The sequence below is a fragment of the Nonomuraea sp. NPDC005730 genome, from assembly GCF_040630865.1.
Taxonomy (GTDB): Bacteria; Actinomycetota; Actinomycetes; order Streptosporangiales; family Streptosporangiaceae; genus Nonomuraea.
Window position 1 is genome coordinate 1 of sequence record NZ_JBEXYK010000063.1, and the last position, 15289, is coordinate 15289.

General features: G+C 68.9%; 19 protein-coding genes and 1 tRNA gene. 12 read left to right on the top strand and 8 right to left on the bottom strand.

What is annotated here, in order from left to right; all coding sequences use genetic code 11:
- The first annotated feature begins 126 nt into the window (after window positions 1-126).
- The 5 genes from ABZ444_RS42090 (at window position 127) to ABZ444_RS42110 (ending at window position 2453) form a co-directional block, all read left to right on the top strand.
- Window positions 127-393, top strand: a complete 267-nt coding sequence (locus tag ABZ444_RS42090; RefSeq protein WP_357966093.1) for a hypothetical protein — start codon at window positions 127-129, stop codon at window positions 391-393.
- 80 nt (window positions 394-473) lie between these two features.
- The gene (locus tag ABZ444_RS42095; protein WP_358009589.1) at window positions 474-752 is read left to right on the top strand and encodes a hypothetical protein; all 279 of its coding nucleotides are present in this window, start codon (window positions 474-476) and stop codon (window positions 750-752) included.
- A 108-nt stretch (window positions 753-860) separates the two neighbouring features.
- Entirely contained in the window at window positions 861-1223 is a 363-nt protein-coding gene (locus ABZ444_RS42100; RefSeq protein WP_358009591.1) for a nuclear transport factor 2 family protein, read from the top strand.
- Between the two features lie 439 nt (window positions 1224-1662).
- Window positions 1663-2082 (top strand): hypothetical protein, encoded by a 420-nt coding sequence (locus tag ABZ444_RS42105; protein ID WP_358009593.1) that lies wholly within the window; start codon window positions 1663-1665, stop codon window positions 2080-2082.
- A 17-nt stretch (window positions 2083-2099) separates the two neighbouring features.
- Window positions 2100-2453 carry a YbaB/EbfC family nucleoid-associated protein gene (locus ABZ444_RS42110; protein WP_358009595.1) on the top strand — a complete coding sequence of 118 codons (354 nt, stop codon included), beginning with the start codon at window positions 2100-2102 and terminating at the stop codon, window positions 2451-2453.
- 15 nt (window positions 2454-2468) lie between these two features.
- Here the strand turns inward: ABZ444_RS42110 and ABZ444_RS42115 are convergent, their stop codons facing one another.
- On the bottom strand, window positions 2469-3377 hold the full coding sequence (locus ABZ444_RS42115; protein ID WP_358009597.1) for a hypothetical protein: 909 nt from the start codon (window positions 3375-3377) through the stop codon (window positions 2469-2471).
- A gap of 610 nt (window positions 3378-3987) precedes the next feature.
- Between ABZ444_RS42115 and ABZ444_RS42120 the strand changes: the two genes are divergently transcribed.
- On the top strand, window positions 3988-5133 hold the full coding sequence (locus ABZ444_RS42120; protein WP_358009599.1) for a ring-hydroxylating oxygenase subunit alpha: 1146 nt from the start codon (window positions 3988-3990) through the stop codon (window positions 5131-5133).
- A 235-nt stretch (window positions 5134-5368) separates the two neighbouring features.
- On the opposite strand, the gene ABZ444_RS42125 is transcribed toward ABZ444_RS42120, so the two are convergent.
- Complete coding sequence (locus ABZ444_RS42125; protein WP_358009601.1) at window positions 5369-5539, bottom strand: hypothetical protein; 171 nt, start codon at window positions 5537-5539, stop codon at window positions 5369-5371.
- Window positions 5540-5566: 27 nt separating this feature from the next.
- Here ABZ444_RS42125 and ABZ444_RS42130 point away from each other — a divergent pair, with 27 nt between their 5' ends.
- Together ABZ444_RS42130 and ABZ444_RS42135 are read left to right on the top strand one after the other, a co-directional pair.
- Window positions 5567-5689: a hypothetical protein gene (locus ABZ444_RS42130; protein ID WP_358009603.1), complete on the top strand. Its 123-nt coding sequence runs from the start codon at window positions 5567-5569 to the stop codon at window positions 5687-5689.
- A complete protein-coding gene (locus ABZ444_RS42135) occupies window positions 5686-6630 on the top strand; it encodes a hypothetical protein (RefSeq protein WP_358009605.1) in 945 nt (314 codons plus the stop codon). The genes ABZ444_RS42130 and ABZ444_RS42135 overlap by 4 nt, the downstream gene beginning before the upstream one ends.
- Here ABZ444_RS42135 and ABZ444_RS42140 read toward each other — a convergent pair.
- From ABZ444_RS42140 to ABZ444_RS42150, 3 genes are all read right to left on the bottom strand, one after another.
- A complete protein-coding gene (locus ABZ444_RS42140; protein WP_358009607.1) occupies window positions 6584-7204 on the bottom strand; it encodes a TMEM175 family protein in 621 nt (206 codons plus the stop codon). The two genes, ABZ444_RS42135 and ABZ444_RS42140, sit on opposite strands and share 47 nt — an antisense overlap.
- Before the next feature lie 446 nt (window positions 7205-7650).
- Window positions 7651-7724: transfer RNA gene (locus tag ABZ444_RS42145), tRNA-Pro, on the bottom strand.
- A 64-nt stretch (window positions 7725-7788) separates the two neighbouring features.
- Window positions 7789-8652, bottom strand: coding sequence for a metallophosphoesterase (locus tag ABZ444_RS42150; protein ID WP_358009685.1), 864 nt, complete (start codon window positions 8650-8652; stop codon window positions 7789-7791).
- A gap of 89 nt (window positions 8653-8741) precedes the next feature.
- On the opposite strand from ABZ444_RS42150, the gene ABZ444_RS42155 reads away from it, so the two are divergent.
- Window positions 8742-9197, top strand: a complete 456-nt coding sequence (locus tag ABZ444_RS42155) for a GatB/YqeY domain-containing protein (RefSeq protein ID WP_358009609.1) — start codon at window positions 8742-8744, stop codon at window positions 9195-9197.
- 297 nt (window positions 9198-9494) lie between these two features.
- Here ABZ444_RS42155 and ABZ444_RS42160 read toward each other — a convergent pair whose 3' ends face one another.
- Entirely contained in the window at window positions 9495-11813 is a 2319-nt protein-coding gene (locus ABZ444_RS42160) for a transglycosylase domain-containing protein (protein WP_358009611.1), read from the bottom strand.
- A 244-nt stretch (window positions 11814-12057) separates the two neighbouring features.
- Between ABZ444_RS42160 and ABZ444_RS42165 the strand changes: the two genes are divergently transcribed.
- Window positions 12058-12354: a WhiB family transcriptional regulator gene (locus ABZ444_RS42165; protein ID WP_090771382.1), complete on the top strand. Its 297-nt coding sequence runs from the start codon at window positions 12058-12060 to the stop codon at window positions 12352-12354.
- A gap of 53 nt (window positions 12355-12407) precedes the next feature.
- Here the strand turns inward: ABZ444_RS42165 and ABZ444_RS42170 are convergent, their stop codons facing one another.
- Together ABZ444_RS42170 and ABZ444_RS42175 are read right to left on the bottom strand one after the other, a co-directional pair.
- Window positions 12408-13535, bottom strand: coding sequence for an ArsA family ATPase (locus tag ABZ444_RS42170; protein WP_358009613.1), 1128 nt, complete (start codon window positions 13533-13535; stop codon window positions 12408-12410).
- Window positions 13532-14536 carry an ArsA-related P-loop ATPase gene (locus ABZ444_RS42175; protein WP_358009615.1) on the bottom strand — a complete coding sequence of 335 codons (1005 nt, stop codon included), beginning with the start codon at window positions 14534-14536 and terminating at the stop codon, window positions 13532-13534. The genes ABZ444_RS42170 and ABZ444_RS42175 overlap by 4 nt, the downstream gene beginning before the upstream one ends.
- A gap of 131 nt (window positions 14537-14667) precedes the next feature.
- Between ABZ444_RS42175 and ABZ444_RS42180 the strand changes: the two genes are divergently transcribed.
- Both ABZ444_RS42180 and ABZ444_RS42185 read left to right on the top strand, forming a co-directional pair.
- Window positions 14668-14823 (top strand): hypothetical protein, encoded by a 156-nt coding sequence (locus tag ABZ444_RS42180; protein ID WP_352321370.1) that lies wholly within the window; start codon window positions 14668-14670, stop codon window positions 14821-14823.
- Window positions 14820-15278 carry a RidA family protein gene (locus ABZ444_RS42185; RefSeq protein ID WP_358009617.1) on the top strand — a complete coding sequence of 153 codons (459 nt, stop codon included), beginning with the start codon at window positions 14820-14822 and terminating at the stop codon, window positions 15276-15278. Before ABZ444_RS42180 ends, ABZ444_RS42185 begins: the two co-directional genes overlap by 4 nt.
- Window positions 15279-15289 lie beyond the last annotated feature (11 nt).

Sequence of the window (15289 nt, forward strand, 5' to 3'; positions counted from 1 at the left end):
ATCTGGCACAACGATCACACCGGACAGCCGATCAAGAGATCACTCACCCGCTACGACCACTGATCACCCCGACCCCTTGGACTCAACCATCTAGGCGGCCTTCGGGGGGCTTCCTACCGTGGAGCCGTGACCCTCATCCGGCGTACGGCCGTCGCCGCGGCGGCCGCGCTCATCTGCTCGCTGCTGCCCGCGCAGGCCGCCCGCGCCGACGGCTCCTACACCTGCTTCCTCGGCTGGATCGACCACGGCACGATCTCCGGCCAGGACTGCGAGGGCGTCGGCTACGTGAACGTCAACGTCACGATCACGGCCGGCCCCGACCCCGGCACGTACCTGTGCCGCACGGCCTTCTCCTGGAACGGCTCCCTGTCGGGCGAGGGCTGCACGGGCTGAGCCGGCCCCTGTTCCTTGCCTGCCGGTGAGGACCCCGGTCCGGCCGTTCCCTTCGCTTCGTTCAGGGCAGGGGGGTGCTCATGACCCAAGACCCCTTCGAACCTCCCGGAACCGGGCTCCTCACCTCCTGGATCGCGCTCCTCGACAACGCCCGCCACGAGAACCGGGTCATCTCGGTACGCCTGCTGAGCGGAGACTCCTTCACCGGCCACGTCACCCGCCGGGGCGACTCCGTCGTCACCGTCGAGTCCTCGGACCGGGCCTCCGGCGGCGCCCAGGAGCACAACCTCGCCATCAGCGCCATCGTGTCGATCACCTTCGAATCGCCGGCCGGTCCCACCGGGGCCTCGCCCGCCTGAGCAGCCGCCGGAACGCCGGACCCGCCGGACGGGCCGGCCTGTCGCACGGGAACGCGTCGTCCCGTATCGTCCCCACCAGCGACCCCGTCCACGTGAGGAATGATCAACATGTCCCACGATGTGGTACGACGCGTTTTCCGGACGGTCGACTCGTTCGACCCCGACAAGTTCGCCGAGCTGCTGGCCGAGGACGCCACCCTGGTGTTCGGCAACGCCGAGCCCATGGTGGGACGCGACGCCGTCGCCGCCGGCCTGCGGACGTTCTACTCGACCATCGGCGGCCTGCGGCACCGGATCGTCCGGGACTGGCAGGTGGGGGCCGACACGATCGCCGAGACCGAGGTGACGTACCGGCGGCTCGACGGCGAGGACGCCGCGGTGGTGGCCGTGTCGATCTGGCACACCCGCGACGACGGCCTGATCTCGAACTACCGCATCTTCGCCGATCTCGCCCCCGTCTACGAGTCGTAACCCCTGCCCTGTATTCCTGTCGGTATTGTGGACAACTCTGTGCGCCCGCCGGCGGCCACGTACCGACAGGAGAACCGCCATGCCCACCTACGAGCCGCCCACCCCCACCCCGACCGGTACCCCCGCCCCGAGCCCCACATCCCCGACCCCCAGCGAGCCCCCGACCCCCAGCCCCACGACCCCGTACCCCACCCCCACCCCGACCTCCACGGCAACAACCCCGACCCCCACCGGGACCCCCACCGGGACCCCCACCGGGACCCCCACCGGGACCCCCACCGGGACCCCCACCGGGACCCCGACCGGGACGCCAACCTCCACCGGGGCCCCGACCCCGACCGGGACGCAAACCGGGACACCCACCCCAACCGGGACGCCAACCCCGACCTGGAGCCCGACCCCGACCACCACCCCCAGTGGGACGGCGAGCCCTTCGGCGGTGGCTTCCGCCCCGAGCGCCGCCCCCTCGGCCGCCGCCCCGACCACGGCCGCCCCCCAGGGCTCCGGGATGCCGACCACCGAGGTGCACGACACCACCTTCACCAACGCCGCCGGCGCCTTCCTCGCCGAGCGCACCGAATTCGCGACCGACACCCGCCGCATCCTCGACGCCCTGGCCGCACTGGGCGACTTCGCCGGCACGGACGAGACCGCGAACACCTTCAAGAAGGACTATTCGACGGCCCTGAAGAAGGCCGAGACCTACGTCGACGCCCTGCGCGACGTCTATCCGGCGGTGGCCGACCGCCTGGCCGACATGAGGACCAGCTTCGACGTCGCCAACTGGGCCACCATCGAATCCCTGCCCAAAGTGTCCGACCCGCCCAAGCTCTCCCCCAAGGACGGACAGCTCATCTGACACCCCTGGAGCCCCCGATGACCACCCCCGAAGACCCCACCCCCTACCTCGACGACGAGATGCGTCACCTCCTCGGCCAGTTCCAGGCCGACATCCGCCCGCTGGAGGAGTTGCAGCAGAGCCTCGACGCCGTCCGCGGCCGTGGTGAGGCCGCCGACGGCCGGGTGACGGCCGAGGTGCTGCCGACCGGCGCGCTCGGCGGCCTGCGCATCGATCCGCGCGCCATGCGACTGGGCGCGGACGCCCTGGCCGAGGCCGTCCTGGCCGCCGCGAACGCCGCCGGCGAGGACCTCGCCGCCCAGATGTCCGGCCTGATGACGACCGGTCTGACCCCTTTCGCCGACGAGGTCCGTCGCTTCACCCGGGACTGACGACGTGACCGGCACTCAGTACCGGCGCCACCGCCTGAACTGGTCCTGGCCCGCGGCGACGCCCAGCTTGGCGAGCATCTGCTGCCAGGTCGGCAGCAGGCTGACCGGGTCGTCCACGACGTCGCCCGGCCGGTTGAGGGCGTTGGCGGTGGTGCTGAAGATGGTGGACCCGGTCAGGAACACGACCGCGTTCCGCGCCGCCGGGTTCTTCGGCAGCACGTTCGCGGCCTTGCCGAAGTTGGCGGGGTCCACGTGGTAGAAGACCATGGCCGCCGCGAAGTTCTTCAGCATGTAGTCGCCGCGGTCCCCCCAGGAGCCGGTGTCCTCGCCCCTCGCCAGCTTGAGCCCGTCGACGACCGCCTGGTCGAGAACGGTGTAGGCCAGGCTGCCCCCGACGGCGTAGATGAACCGCTTGCCCACGGCGTGCTCGAACATCTTGAGCAACAGCCGCGCCTGCGACCTGCGTATCGCCCAGTTGATCATCACCTGGACCTTCTTGTCGATCGCCGGCCAGCAGAAGAACATCAGCAGTTCCAGCCACTGGATCATGGCCATCGTCCGCAACGTGTGCTGGGTGCGTTCCAGCAGTTCGGCGTAGTCCTCGACCGCGTCCGCCAGTCCCCGGACGTAAGCGGAGACCCGCGGCGGATAGGGCGTGATCTTCTGGTTGAAAAACGTCCGGAACGCGTCAATGCCCGCACCGGAGCTCGGCGGCCGCCAGACCCGGGCCGCCACCTCCTCCACGTCGTCAAGGCTGGCGTCCACGCGTCCCGCCAGTTGCCGCAACAACTCCGCGGCCGCCCGCGCCTTCGCCGGATCGCCGTCGGGATAGGCCACGCTCAACATCTGCAGAACCACACCGCCCACCCCGACGGCGGAGAACATGAACCCCGACATCGGCAGCGCCCGGGAAGACGGACTCATTCGACAACCCCTTCTGCTGAAATCAACAATTGGTCGTCGGATCATCCCATCAATATGCTTGATAACGCCAGTCCCGGATTTCCACCGCCGTTCAGCTGCCGGTCCGATCGAGTTTCCGTCAGGTCCGATTACGAGCTCCAGATGCAGCTCAGAGGGCTTGGCCGGTAGCCATCATCAGTTGAGCTGAAGGATTCCTCGACCGGGTGGACCGGGCCATTGCGCACCCGTCGCAGTTCGGCACGCTCGCGCTGAAGTTCCGCGCGTCGGCCGGCGCGATAATCGTCAAGACCGGTGCGGAGGCGACGGTCTGATCGGCGCCCTGCCCATATTGCCGGAGCGAAAGCGAACCGTCATCGACCGCATTCGCGTCGGCTGTCCGCAGGAACATTCACAGGACGTGCAGGAGGTCGTCAGCCGGAAAATCGACGACCCGGCGGCCCGCGACGAGCTCTACGGGATGATCTCCTCCCTGCTCGCCGAGTCCGGCGCTTTCCTGCTCATTCTCGGCGTCACCGGCCCTCCGACATGGCGGCGCAGGCATGGAAGCGGGCCGGCGATCCGTACACAATGGATCATCAGCCCTCAATGCGGCTCATGCCTCGGAGGTACGGTGACCCCCGCCTCGAACCCCGCATTCGATCACATCTCCGCCGGATACCACCCCGATCCCGCACTGTCGATGTCCCTGCACGCCGACGCCTATACCGACCCGAAATGGCACGACATCGACCAGCAGGCGATCTTCGCCCGTACCTGGCAGTGGCTGTGTCACGTGGAACGCCTGCGGGCGCCGGGCAGCTACGTGACGGGGACGGTGGCCGGCCTGCCGATCGTCGCCGTACGGGACGAGTCCGGCATCCTGCGCGCCTTCTACAACGTGTGCAAGCACCGCGCGCACGAACTCCTGACCGGTTCCGGCGTCCGGCGCAGCATCGTGTGCCCGTACCACGCCTGGAACTTCGACCTGACCGGCCACCTGCGACGAGCGCGCAACATCGGCGGCATGCCCGGCTTCGACCCCGCCACGGTGTGCCTCGACCGGATCCAGGTCGCCGAGTTCGCCGGCATGGTCTACGTCAACCTGGCCCCCGACGCGCCTCCTCTGGCTGAGCAGGCCGGGAACCTGGAGGCGGAGATCGTGGCACGGGCGCCCGACGTGGCCGGGCTGACCCTGGCCCGCCGGCTCACCTACGACATCGCCTCCGACTGGAAGAACGTCGTCGACAACTTCCTGGAGTGTTACCACTGCCACGTGGCGCACAAGGACTTCGTGTCCCTGGTGGACATGAGCACGTACAAGGTCACCACGTACGGCATCTACTCCAGCCACATGGCCCAGGCGGGCAAGTCGGAGAACTCCGCCTATGACGTGTCGGGCGCGACGGTCACCGAGCACGCCGTCTGGTGGCTCTGGCCCAACACGTGCCTGCTCCGCTACCCCGGCCGGGGGAACTTCATGGTCCTGCAGATCGTCCCCGACGGCCCCGGACGCACCCGCGAGACCTGGGACTTCTACCTGGAGACCGCCGAGCCCGAGGCGGCCGAGCTGGACAGCATCCGCTACATCGACGAGGTGCTCCAGGTGGAGGACATCGCCCTGGTGGAGAGCGTCCAGCGCGGCATGCGCACGCCCGCGTTCACCCAGGGCAAGATCGTGTACGACCCCGGCGGCTCAGGTCTGTCGGAGCACGCCGTCCACCATTTCCACGGCCTGGTCCTGGACGCCTACCGCCACCATCTCGAACAACGGTCATAGGACTCACAGCCCGACCTCACAGCCCGACAAGAAGGCCGCTTCCCGGATCCGGAGGCGGCCTTCTCCGTATTCGTCTGTCAGGCCCGCACCCATCCGGACACCTGCTTGATGTGACATACCCCTACGGAAGGGACGACCACGTGGGCCCACCGGACCCCCGGCAACGCTTCGAGGAGCTCTACACCGAGCACTACGCGACCGTCTCCGGCTATGTGCGGCGGCGCAGCGACGACCCTCACGACGTCGCCGACGTCATCGCCGACGTCATCGCCGAGACGTTCACGACCACGTGGCGGCAGCTCGGCGAGGTGCCCACCGGCGACCGCACCCGGCTCTGGCTGTGCGCGGTGGCCCGGCGAACGCCGGCCAACCACCGCCGCGGCGAGTCCCGCAGGGCGGCCCTCACCACGCGCCTGCGTACCGAACTCGCGGAATGGACCGACCCCGCGTCCGGCACCGCGCCAGGAAGCGCCTGGCGGCCGAGCTCGCCGCCGAAGACCCCGATCTTGCCCGGTACGGCTCGCGGGCCGTCCGCCTCGCCAAGGAGACCTCATGAACGACGAAGTCGACGACATCGTCAGGAGTCGCGCCTCGCCCGCCGGGCCGGGTCTGACCGACGGAGCCCAGGAGACCATGTACAAGATCATGGAGGCGGAGCCGGCCCCGGCCCTGCCCGCGCGCAGGAGGCGGCGCACCCTGCTCGCGCTGCCTGCCGCGCTGGGCGCCCTCGCGGCGTCGCTGGCCGTCGTCCTCACCCTCGGGCCCGCCTCGGCCTCGGCCCTCGACGTCAAGGACGAGGGCGGCTACTTCGTCATCGAGGTCAAGGACATGTTCGCCAAGCCGGATGTGTACCAGCAGCAGCTGCGCGACGCCGGGCTCGACATCAGGCTGCGGCTGTTGCCCTCCACGCCCAGCAACGTCGGCTCGGTCGCCCCGAGCACGGTGGAACCGGACGGGATCGAGGTGGTCGACCGGCAGGAAGGCTGCGAGTCGGCGGGCGGCTGCCCGATCAGCATCAAGGTCCGCCGGGACTTCAAGGGTTCGGCCGAGGTCGCCCTCGGCCGGGAGGCGCGTCCCGGTGAGAAGTACGAGATCATCACCGGCTTCGACGCGCTGGGTGAACTCCGGCCTGCCGGCCACGCGAAAGAGCACGACGACCAGGACAGGCCCGTTCGAGGTCCTTCGCGGGAACGCGGGGACGGAGGAGCGCAGAAACTTCTTCCTCGACCTGGCCACCGGCAAGACCTGGTACGTCAAGAACAGGCGTCCGGCCGGCTACCAACCCGCGAACCAGTAGAACGAACGGGACATCCCGCCGGGCTCCCCTGCGCAGCGGCAACCACCGAACTCGCCGCCCCCATCCACGCAGTGAGCCGCTCAACAAACAAGCAAGGCCGCTTCCGAGAATCGGAAGCGGCCTTCTACCTGCGGCGATACTGTCCGTGGGGTGCTACGCAGCCTGTCGCCTGGGGCGCATGTCGAACATGTAGAAGATGAGCAGCAACACGTAGAACACGAGCGCGCCAATCGCGCTGAGCGCGCCGATGACGGTCGCGACGAGATAGAGCACCGGCCCCATGCCCCAGCGAAATCGCAATGAGCGCGCCTCGGCCGGAGTGATGTGCCCGCCGAGGTGACGGTGCCCTGACGAGGCATACCACCACACGGCGTTGTAGAAGACGCCGCCGATCACCAGCACGATTCCATAGAAGACGGCGGCCATCTGGGTGCCGTGGTCGGCGTGCAGCGCCTCGGCCAGCACATGCGTGGGAAACGGCAAGAAGGCGACATCCATCAGGAGGAGCACGTTGAGGGCCAGCAGCAGGCCGTCAGTCCTCTGGATGAAGTGGAACATCCGATGGTGGTTCATCCAGATCATCCCCACCAGCAGGAACGTCACCATGTAGGCGAGGTAGGACGGCCACAGGCCGATCAGGGCGCCCCCGAGGTCCTCTTCCCAGCCTTCGGGCAGCCGGATCTCAAGCACCAGCAGGGTGATTGCGATGGCGAAAACGCCGTCGCTGAACGCCTCCAGGCGCCCGGTGCTCATCACGGAAGGGTCATCACTCACGCCGCGTATCGTAGCGAGGGGACCAAGTCGCCCGATGACGGGCAGTTCGGCTGCTAGGCGGGACTCGGTGCACCGTAGCGTCTCAGTGGCACGGCGAGGCTGAACCTCGTAAGCACACCGAAGAACCTCACCCCAACCTCTGTAGTGCTCGGATTTGGCCATCCCGTGCGGCGACCGGGTAGGAGGTGACACCAAGACCCGCAAGCCCCACCGTTCGTCTCCATCACGAGTGACCAGGGCGTACCCATCGAGACCATCGCCGATCTCATGAGGCACGGCGGCACCAGCTCAAGCCGCTGATCACCAAGGGCGCCCACACCATGAACACGATCTTCGGCGACAGGCCGACGGGTGGAGTCCGAGTGAGACGGCTCCCACCGACTTCCGGAAACGGAAAAGGGCCCGACCCGCTGAGCGGATCAGACCCTCTACCTGGTCAAACTGTGTCGGGGTGGCGGGATTTGAACCCACGACCTCTTCGTCCCGAACGAAGCGCGCTGCCAAGCTGCGCTACACCCCGGTGCACGCCCGTCTTGCGCGTGCTTGAGAAAGTCTAGCGGACTTCGCGGGTACTCGTGACCGCCTCAGCGTCGCGGAACCAGCGTGAGCAACGTCGCCTCCGGGAAACACGCGAAACGGGCCGGTGCGTACGGCGAGGTGCCGAGGCCGGCGGACACGTGCAGCCAGGAGTTCTCGTGCCGGCTCAGGCCCTTCACGCGGGCACGGTCGATGCCGCAGTTGGTTACCAGGGCGCCGTAGAACGGGATGCAGAGCTGGCCGCCGTGGGTGTGGCCGGCGAGCAGGAGCTGGTAGCCGTCTTCGGCGAAGCGGGTCATGTTGCGGGGCTCGGGGGAGTGCATGACCCCGAGGCGGAGGTCGGCGTCGGCCGGGGCCGGGCCGGCGACCAGGTCGTAGCGGTCGCGGGAGATGTGCGAGTCGTGGATGCCCGCCACCGCGACGTCGAGGTCGCCGATCTTGACGCGGGCGGTGGTGTTGTTCATGTCCAGCCAGCCCTCGGCGGCCATGCCGGCGCCCAGTTCCTCCCACGGGAGGTTGGGGATGTGCTGGCGGCGGTCGTTCTTCGAGGTACGCCAGAGGTAGCGGGCCGGGTTCTTCGGCTGGGGGGCGTAGAGGTCGTTGGACCCGTAGACGAACAGGCCGGGACGGGACAGCAGGGGCTCCAGGGCGTGCAGGAGCGCGGGGACCGCTTCGGGGTGGGCGATCGAGTCGCCGGTGTTGACCACCAGGTCGGGCTCCAGGGCGCCCAGGGAGCGCACCCAGTTGATGAGCATCGTGCGCCTGGGGGTCAGGTGCAGGTCGGACAGGTGCAGCACGCGTACGGGACGCCGCCCGCGCTCCAGCACCGGCACGTCGAAGCGGCGCAGGCGGAACCAGTTGCGCTCCACGACGGAGGCGTAGCCCAGCCCGGCCAGGCCGAGACCGATCATGGACAGGGGCACTGCGACGGCTTTCCTCACGTACTCATGATGCCTGACAACGGGCACGAGCCGTCCCGGCAGACGGCAAGATGGACCGCATGAGCGCAATGAAGGACAAGCTGAAGGCCGATCTCACGGCCTCGATGAAGAGCCGGGACGAAGTCCGTCTCCGGACGATTCGCATGGCTCTGGCGGCCGTGAACGTCGAGGAGGTGGCGGGCAAGGCGGCCAGGGAGCTCAGCGATGACGAGGTCATCAAGGTGCTGACAAAGGAGGCCAAGAAGCGGCGCGAGGCCGCCGAGGCGTTCCAGAACGCCGGACGCACCGAGCAGGCCCAGGCCGAGCTGGACGAGCAGGCGGTGCTGGAGGAGTACCTGCCGGCGCAGCTCTCCGACGAGGAGCTGACCCAGATCGTCGACGCGGCCGTGGCCGAGACCGGCGCGTCGGGGCCGCAGGCCATGGGGCAGGTCATGAAGGTGGTCAACCCCAAGGTCGCGGGCAGGGCCGAAGGCGGCCGCGTCGCCGCCGCCGTACGCGCCCGCCTCACCGCCTGACCTCCCGACACCGCCCACCCGCCGATCGCCACACTCGTGCCGCCTTCGAGCGGGAGGCCCCTCACTCGGGACGCCCGGCGGTGACGGTCCTGCATGGCGGCGGTGGTCCGGCCGAGCGGTGGTGCCGGTTCACGGGGCGGCGGCGGTGACGGGACCACGGTGTTCGGCTGAAGGGCGTTGTGGGAGGTGGGCAGGGACGGCCGGCTGAGAGGGCCGTCCCTGGGAAGCCTCTGGGGCGTTGTACGAGGGGCTGGGCGCCATAGAAGGGCAATGTGCCCAAAGGCCGCCCAGTGCCCCTCAGCGGCGGGTTCGGGCCGCCGGGGCGGTGAGCCCGGTGTTGGCCTGGCCGCCCAGCCCGTCGCCCAGCCCGCCGCCGAACCCGTTGCCCGGCCGCTGCCAGTCGCCCGGCCCACGCCCGTCCCCGCCGCCGTCGCCACGGTCGTTGTGGTCGCCGAAGAAGTTCTCGAACGGGTCGCCGTCCCCGGGCCCCTCGTCGCCCCCGCGCTTCTTCTTCTTGGGCTTCGGCGCGCACTTGTCGGAGCAGCCGCCGAACCGCGAGTGGTCCACCGGCGTGAACTCCGCCGGCTCCACCCCCTTGAGCGCCTGCATCATCGCCTGCTTCCAGATGGGCCCGGAGATCGAAGCGCCGTACACGTACGGGAAGTACTGCCCCCCGATCGTGACCCCGATCAGCTTGTGGGTGGAGGCGCCGCGCGGGTCGCCGAGGCTCACGGCCGAGGACAGGTTCGGGGTGTAACCGGCGAACCAGGCGGACATGTAGTCGTCGGTCGTTCCGGTCTTGCCGGCCGCGTCCCGACCGATGCCGCCCACGCCGCTCATCGTGCCCTTGGTGAACACGCCCGAGAGGATGCCGCTGACCGCGTCGGCGACCTCCTCCTCCATGACCTGCGAGCACTTGGGCTTGTACTGCTTGGCGGCGCCGTTCCTGTCCTTGATCTCGGTGATGGCCAGCGGCTGGCAGTACTGGCCGCGCGAGGCGAACACGGCGTAGGAGTTGGCGATCGTCACGGGGTCGACCTCGTTGACGCCCAGCGTGAACGTCTCGACCTCACGCAGCTTGCCGCCGTCGGCCCGCTTGACGCCGAGGCGCTTGGCGAGCTTGACGACCTTGCAGAGCCCGACCTCCTGCTCCAGCTTGAGGAAGAACGTGTTCACCGAGCCCCACGTGCCGGTCTGCAGGGTCTTGAAACCGCCGCCGCCCTCGCTGGAGTTGTGCGCGGTGTGCGAGGGGTCGCCGACGTTGTCGCCCTTGCAGTCCTTGAACGAGTTGTAGCCGCTCGCGGTGAACCCGGCCGGCGCGGGGAAGCCGTCGCCGTACTTCAGGCCCTCCTCCAGGGCGGTGGCCAGCGTGTACGCCTTGGCCGTCGACCCCTGCTGCAGGCCGCGCCCGCCGCCGTGCGCGGCGTCGGCGACGACGTTGTAGCTCATCTCGTTCTTCTTCTTGCTGCCGCCGAACTTGCGCGAGGCCGCCATCGCCTTGATCTCGCCGGTGCCGGGCACGACCATGGCCTGCGCGGCCACGGGCTTGTCCTTGGGGCTGACGTACTTCTTGATGGCCTTCTCGGCGGCCTTCTGCATCTTGGGGTCGAGCGTGGTCTTGATCGTCATGCCGCCGCGCTGGAGCAGCTTCCTGCGCTCGTCCTGGTTCTTGCCGAAGTCGTCGTTGTTGAGGATCTCGTACTGGACGTAGAGGCAGAAGTACGGGAACTTGCTGGCCTCGCAGCCGCCGGGGAACTTGACGTCCTTGTAGCCGAGCTTCTCGGCTTTGGCCGCGTCGGCCTCCGCCCGGGTGATCTTGTGAATGTCGGCCATCCGGTCGAGCACGGTGTTGCGGCGCAGCATCAGCCGTTCGCGCGACTCGGGGCCGACGTTGGGGTCGGTGCGGGCCGGGTTCTGGACGGCGCCGGCCAGCGTGGCGGCCTCCGACAGGTCGAGCTCGGAGGCGGGCTTGTCGAAGAAACGCCTGGCCGCGGCCTGGATGCCGTGCGCGCCCGCGCCGAAGTAGGCGATGTTGAGGTACTTCTCCAGGATCTGCTGCTTGCTGTACTTGCGCTCGATCGCCATGGCGTACCGCAGCTCCTGGAGCTTGCGGGACATCGTCGGGGCGATGGCCGCCTGCTGCTCCTCCGGCGTCTCGGCCTTGTTGACCAGCACCTGCTTGACGTACTGCTGGGTGATCGAGGAGCCGCCCTGCATGACGCCGCCGCCGGTGAGGTTCTTCACCAGGGCGCGGGCGGTGCCCTCGACGTCGATCGGGCCGTGCTCGAAGAAGCGGAAGTCCTCGATCGCGATCAGCGCGGTCTGCATGATGGGCGCGACCTTGTCGAGGGTCACGGACTGCCGGTTCTCGTAGTAGAACTGGGCGATCTGCTTGCCGTTGGCGTCGACCAGCTTCGTGCGTTCCGGCAGTGGGGGTTCGTCGAGTTCCCTGGGCTTGAGTTCGAGTCCGTCCATGGCGGTCTTGGCCGACACGCCCGCCCCGCCGACCGCCGGCAGCGCCACCGCCGCCGCCAGCACACCCGCCGCCGTCCCGGCGATGATCAGACGCAGGACGCTGAGGAGCGGGTGGGAGCGGTCTTTGCCCTTCGCTTGCACGCTCCCAAGGGTACGTCGAAACACTGTCCTTATCGGTAACACGACACCATTTCGCCTTGACTGGGAGGGGTGACTAGTCATTCCCGGTCAACAGTCCGGCGAGAAATTGGTCCTCTGGGGTCTGTCGGCCCGAACGTGAAGTTGCGTACGTTCATCCTCTGCGGCAACTGAATACGGAGGCTCGGCGCCCGCGCCCGTCGGCCCCAAATGACGACTGACCACCTAAGGGGAGTGGGGTCGAAAAATGTGGATCACGGATTGGACCTCCCGTGCCGCCTGTAAGGGTGCGGACCCGGACGCGCTGTTCGTCCAGGGCGCCGCACAGAACAGGGCGAAGCTGATCTGTCGAGGATGCCCGGTCCGTACCGAATGCCTCGCCGATGCGCTGGACAACCGCATCGAGTTCGGGGTGTGGGGCGGTATGACCGAACGCGAACGCCGTGCGCTGCTCAGGCGCCGGCCCGACGTGGACTCGTGGCGCGACCTGCTCGAGTCCGCGAAGGAAGAGTACGAACGGACCAATGAGCTGATCGCGGGCTGATCGGGCCCGCGGCGGGAAAGCACGGCCGGCGCCGCCCGTCGGCCGTGCTTTCTCTACGCGCTCGCCAACAGGTTCCCGATCTGCCGCAAGCCGGCTAGGTCGTGGACATCTCCGGACATCGCACGTACCTGTGCCACGGGCACCGTGGGATGAGCCGAGACGAAATGCTCCTGCTCGCGGCTCTCGCGAGTGGCGAGTTGCATCCGGCCGGTGTGCAGCCGCAGCACAGCGGCCGTCAACTCGTGTTCGCCCCTGGACTCCAGGTCCTCGGCCGCGGCGGCGCTGCGTGCCGCCGAGAGTGCCGAGCCGGGCGACACGTGCACCCGGTTCACCACGAGCCCGGCGAGGGGCATGCGCTCCTCGGCGAGCCGTTCCACGAAGTAGGACGCCTCCCTCATCGCGTCGCGCTCCGGCGCGGCCACCACGAGGAAGGCCGTGCCCGGCGCCTGCAACAGCTTGTACGTCATCTCGGCCCGCTGCCTGAACCCGCCGAACACGGCGTCCAGCGCGGACACGAACGTCTGCAGGTCCTTGATCACCTGCGCGCCGAGCAGCTTGGTCATCGCTCCGGCCATCAACCCGAACCCGGCGTTGAGCAGCCGGAACGCGCTGCGCCCGCCCACCTTGGCCGGGGCGGTGAGCAGCCGGATGAACCGTCCGTCGAGGAAGCGGCCGAGCCGCTCGGGCGCGTCGAGGAAGTCCAGCGCCGACCGCGAGGGCGGCGTGTCCACGATGATCAGGTCCCACTCGTCGGAGCGGCGGAGCTGGCCGAGCTTCTCCATCGCCATGTACTCCTGCGTGCCCGAGAAGCTGGAGGACAGCGACTGGTAGAAGGGGTTCGACAGGATCTGGCGGGCCCGTTCGGGGTCGGCGTGCGCCTCGATGATCTCGTCGAACGTGCGCTTCATGTCGAGCATCATGGCGAAGAGCTGGCCGCCGCCCTCGGGCGAGCTGACCAGGCGCGGGGTGTTGTCCAGCTCGGTCAGGCCCATCGACTGGGCCAGGCGGCGCGCCGGGTCGACGGTCAGCACGACCGCGCACCGGCCGCGTTCGGCGGCGCGCAGGCCGAGGGCCGCGGCGGTCGTGGTCTTGCCGACGCCGCCGGAGCCGCAGCAGACGATGATCCGGGTGCCCTTGTCGTCGAGGATCGCGTCGACGTCCAGGGGGATGGGCTTCTTCACACGGCTCCCCGGTGGGTGCGGAGGACTTCGGCCAGCTCGTACAGGCCGGCCAGGTCGACGCCGTCGGCCAGCAGCGGCAGCTCGACGCGCGGCAGGCCGGCCTCGGCCAGCGACTCGCGCTCGGCGTGCTCCAGCTCGGTGCGGCGGGCATGCTCGACGACCTCCTCGGCGAGCGCCTCGGCCATCGCGGCGGCGTCGGAGGTGTCGGCGAGACCGGCCGCCTTGAGCCCGAGCGCCAGCTCGCCCACGTCGAACCGGCCCTTGACAGCCATGTCAAGAGCGGCCTGTGGAAGCAGTGATTCACGGACCATGTTGATGAAAACGCAACCTGGGGGAAGCCCGGCCGAGCGCAATTCGGCGACCCCGTCGAGGGTCTCCTGCACCGGCATCTCCTCCAGGAGGGTGACGAAGTGCACCATCGTCTCCCTGGACTTCACGACGCCGTTCACGAGTTCGGAGTGGTTCTTGATCGGGCCGACCTTGGCCAGGCCGGCGACCTCCTGGGTGACGTTCAGGAAGCGCGTGATGCGGCCGGTGGGCGGCGCGTCGAGGACGACGGCGTCGTAGACCCTGCGGCCGTTCTTGCCCCGCCTGCGCACGGCCTCGGTCGTCTTGCCGGTGACCAGGACGTCGCGGAACCCGGGGGCCACGGTGGTGGCGAAGTCGACGATGCCCATCTTGGTCAGCGCGCGCCCGGCCCTGCGCATGCCGTAGAACATCTCCATGTATTCGAGCATGGCCTCTTCGGGATCGATGGCCAGCGCGTACACGTCGCCGCCGGAGGGCGCGACGGCGATCTTGCGCTCCTCGTAGGGCAGCGGCGGCAGGTCGAAGATCTGGGCGATGCCCTGCCTGCCCTCCACCTCGACGAGCAGCACCTTGCGCCCGCCCGCGGCCAGTGCGAGGGCGAGGGCGGCGGCGACGGTCGTCTTGCCGGTGCCGCCCTTGCCGGTGACGACGTGCAGCCGCACGTCGCCCCAATCCGTGTCCGGAGAGTCCACGTTTCGAGGCTACCGAACGGTTACTTGTCGAAACCCGACGGCCACCGTTTGATTGCTCACATTGTGGTCACCGCCCCCCGTATGGGTGGGGTGACAGGCCGGGAAGCGGCTTTCCATGAGATCGTCATGCCATGAAGAAATGGGAGTACCTCACCGCTCCGGTGCTGATCCACAACACGAAGATGATCCTCGACAACTTCGGGTCCGACGGCTGGGAGCTCGTCCAGATCGTCCAGGGCGCCTCGCCCGAGCAGCTCGTCGCCTACTTCAAGCGGGAGAAGGCGTGACCCCCGAGGAGCGGATCGCCGAGCTCGGGCACGAGCTGCCCCAGCCCGTGACGCCGCTGGCCGCGTACGTGCCGACCGCCCGTACCGGCGACCTCGTCTACACCTCCGGCCAGGTGCCCATGCTGGAGGGCAAGCTGCACCAGACCGGCAAGCTCGGCATCGACCTCGGCGTCGACGAGGGCAAGGCGCAGGCGCGCATCTGCGTGCTCAACGCGCTGGCCGCGCTGAAGGCCGAGCTGGGCGAGCTGTCCCGGGTGCGCCGGATCGTCAAGGTCGTGGTCTTCGTGGCCAGCGCGCCGAGCTTCACCGAGCAGCCCCAGGTGGCCAACGGCGCCAGCGACTTCCTGGCCGAGGTGTTCGGCGAGGCGGGCAAGCACGCCCGCAGCGCCGTGGGCGTGGCCGCGCTGCCGCTGGACGCCCCCGTGGAAGTGGAGCTGATCGCGGAGGTCTCCTGACCACCAGGATG

Bases quoted from the DNA above. Each gene is read 5' to 3' on its own strand.
- ABZ444_RS42095 (WP_358009589.1), top strand. From the start codon at position 474: ATGACCCAAGACCCCTTCGAACCTCCCGGAACCGGGCTCCTCACCTCC.
- ABZ444_RS42100 (WP_358009591.1), top strand. From the start codon at position 861: ATGTCCCACGATGTGGTACGACGCGTTTTCCGGACGGTCGACTCGTTC.
- ABZ444_RS42110 (WP_358009595.1), top strand. From the start codon at position 2,100: ATGACCACCCCCGAAGACCCCACCCCCTACCTCGACGACGAGATGCGT.
- ABZ444_RS42115 (WP_358009597.1), bottom strand. From the start codon at position 3,377: ATGAGTCCGTCTTCCCGGGCGCTGCCGATGTCGGGGTTCATGTTCTCC.
- ABZ444_RS42130 (WP_358009603.1), top strand. From the start codon at position 5,567: ATGGACCGACCCCGCGTCCGGCACCGCGCCAGGAAGCGCCTGGCGGCC.
- ABZ444_RS42135 (WP_358009605.1), top strand. From the start codon at position 5,686: ATGAACGACGAAGTCGACGACATCGTCAGGAGTCGCGCCTCGCCCGCC.
- ABZ444_RS42150 (WP_358009685.1), bottom strand. From the start codon at position 8,652: ATGATCGGTCTCGGCCTGGCCGGGCTGGGCTACGCCTCCGTCGTGGAG.
- ABZ444_RS42155 (WP_358009609.1), top strand. From the start codon at position 8,742: ATGAGCGCAATGAAGGACAAGCTGAAGGCCGATCTCACGGCCTCGATG.
- ABZ444_RS42165 (WP_090771382.1), top strand. From the start codon at position 12,058: ATGTGGATCACGGATTGGACCTCCCGTGCCGCCTGTAAGGGTGCGGAC.
- ABZ444_RS42180 (WP_352321370.1), top strand. From the start codon at position 14,668: ATGAAGAAATGGGAGTACCTCACCGCTCCGGTGCTGATCCACAACACG.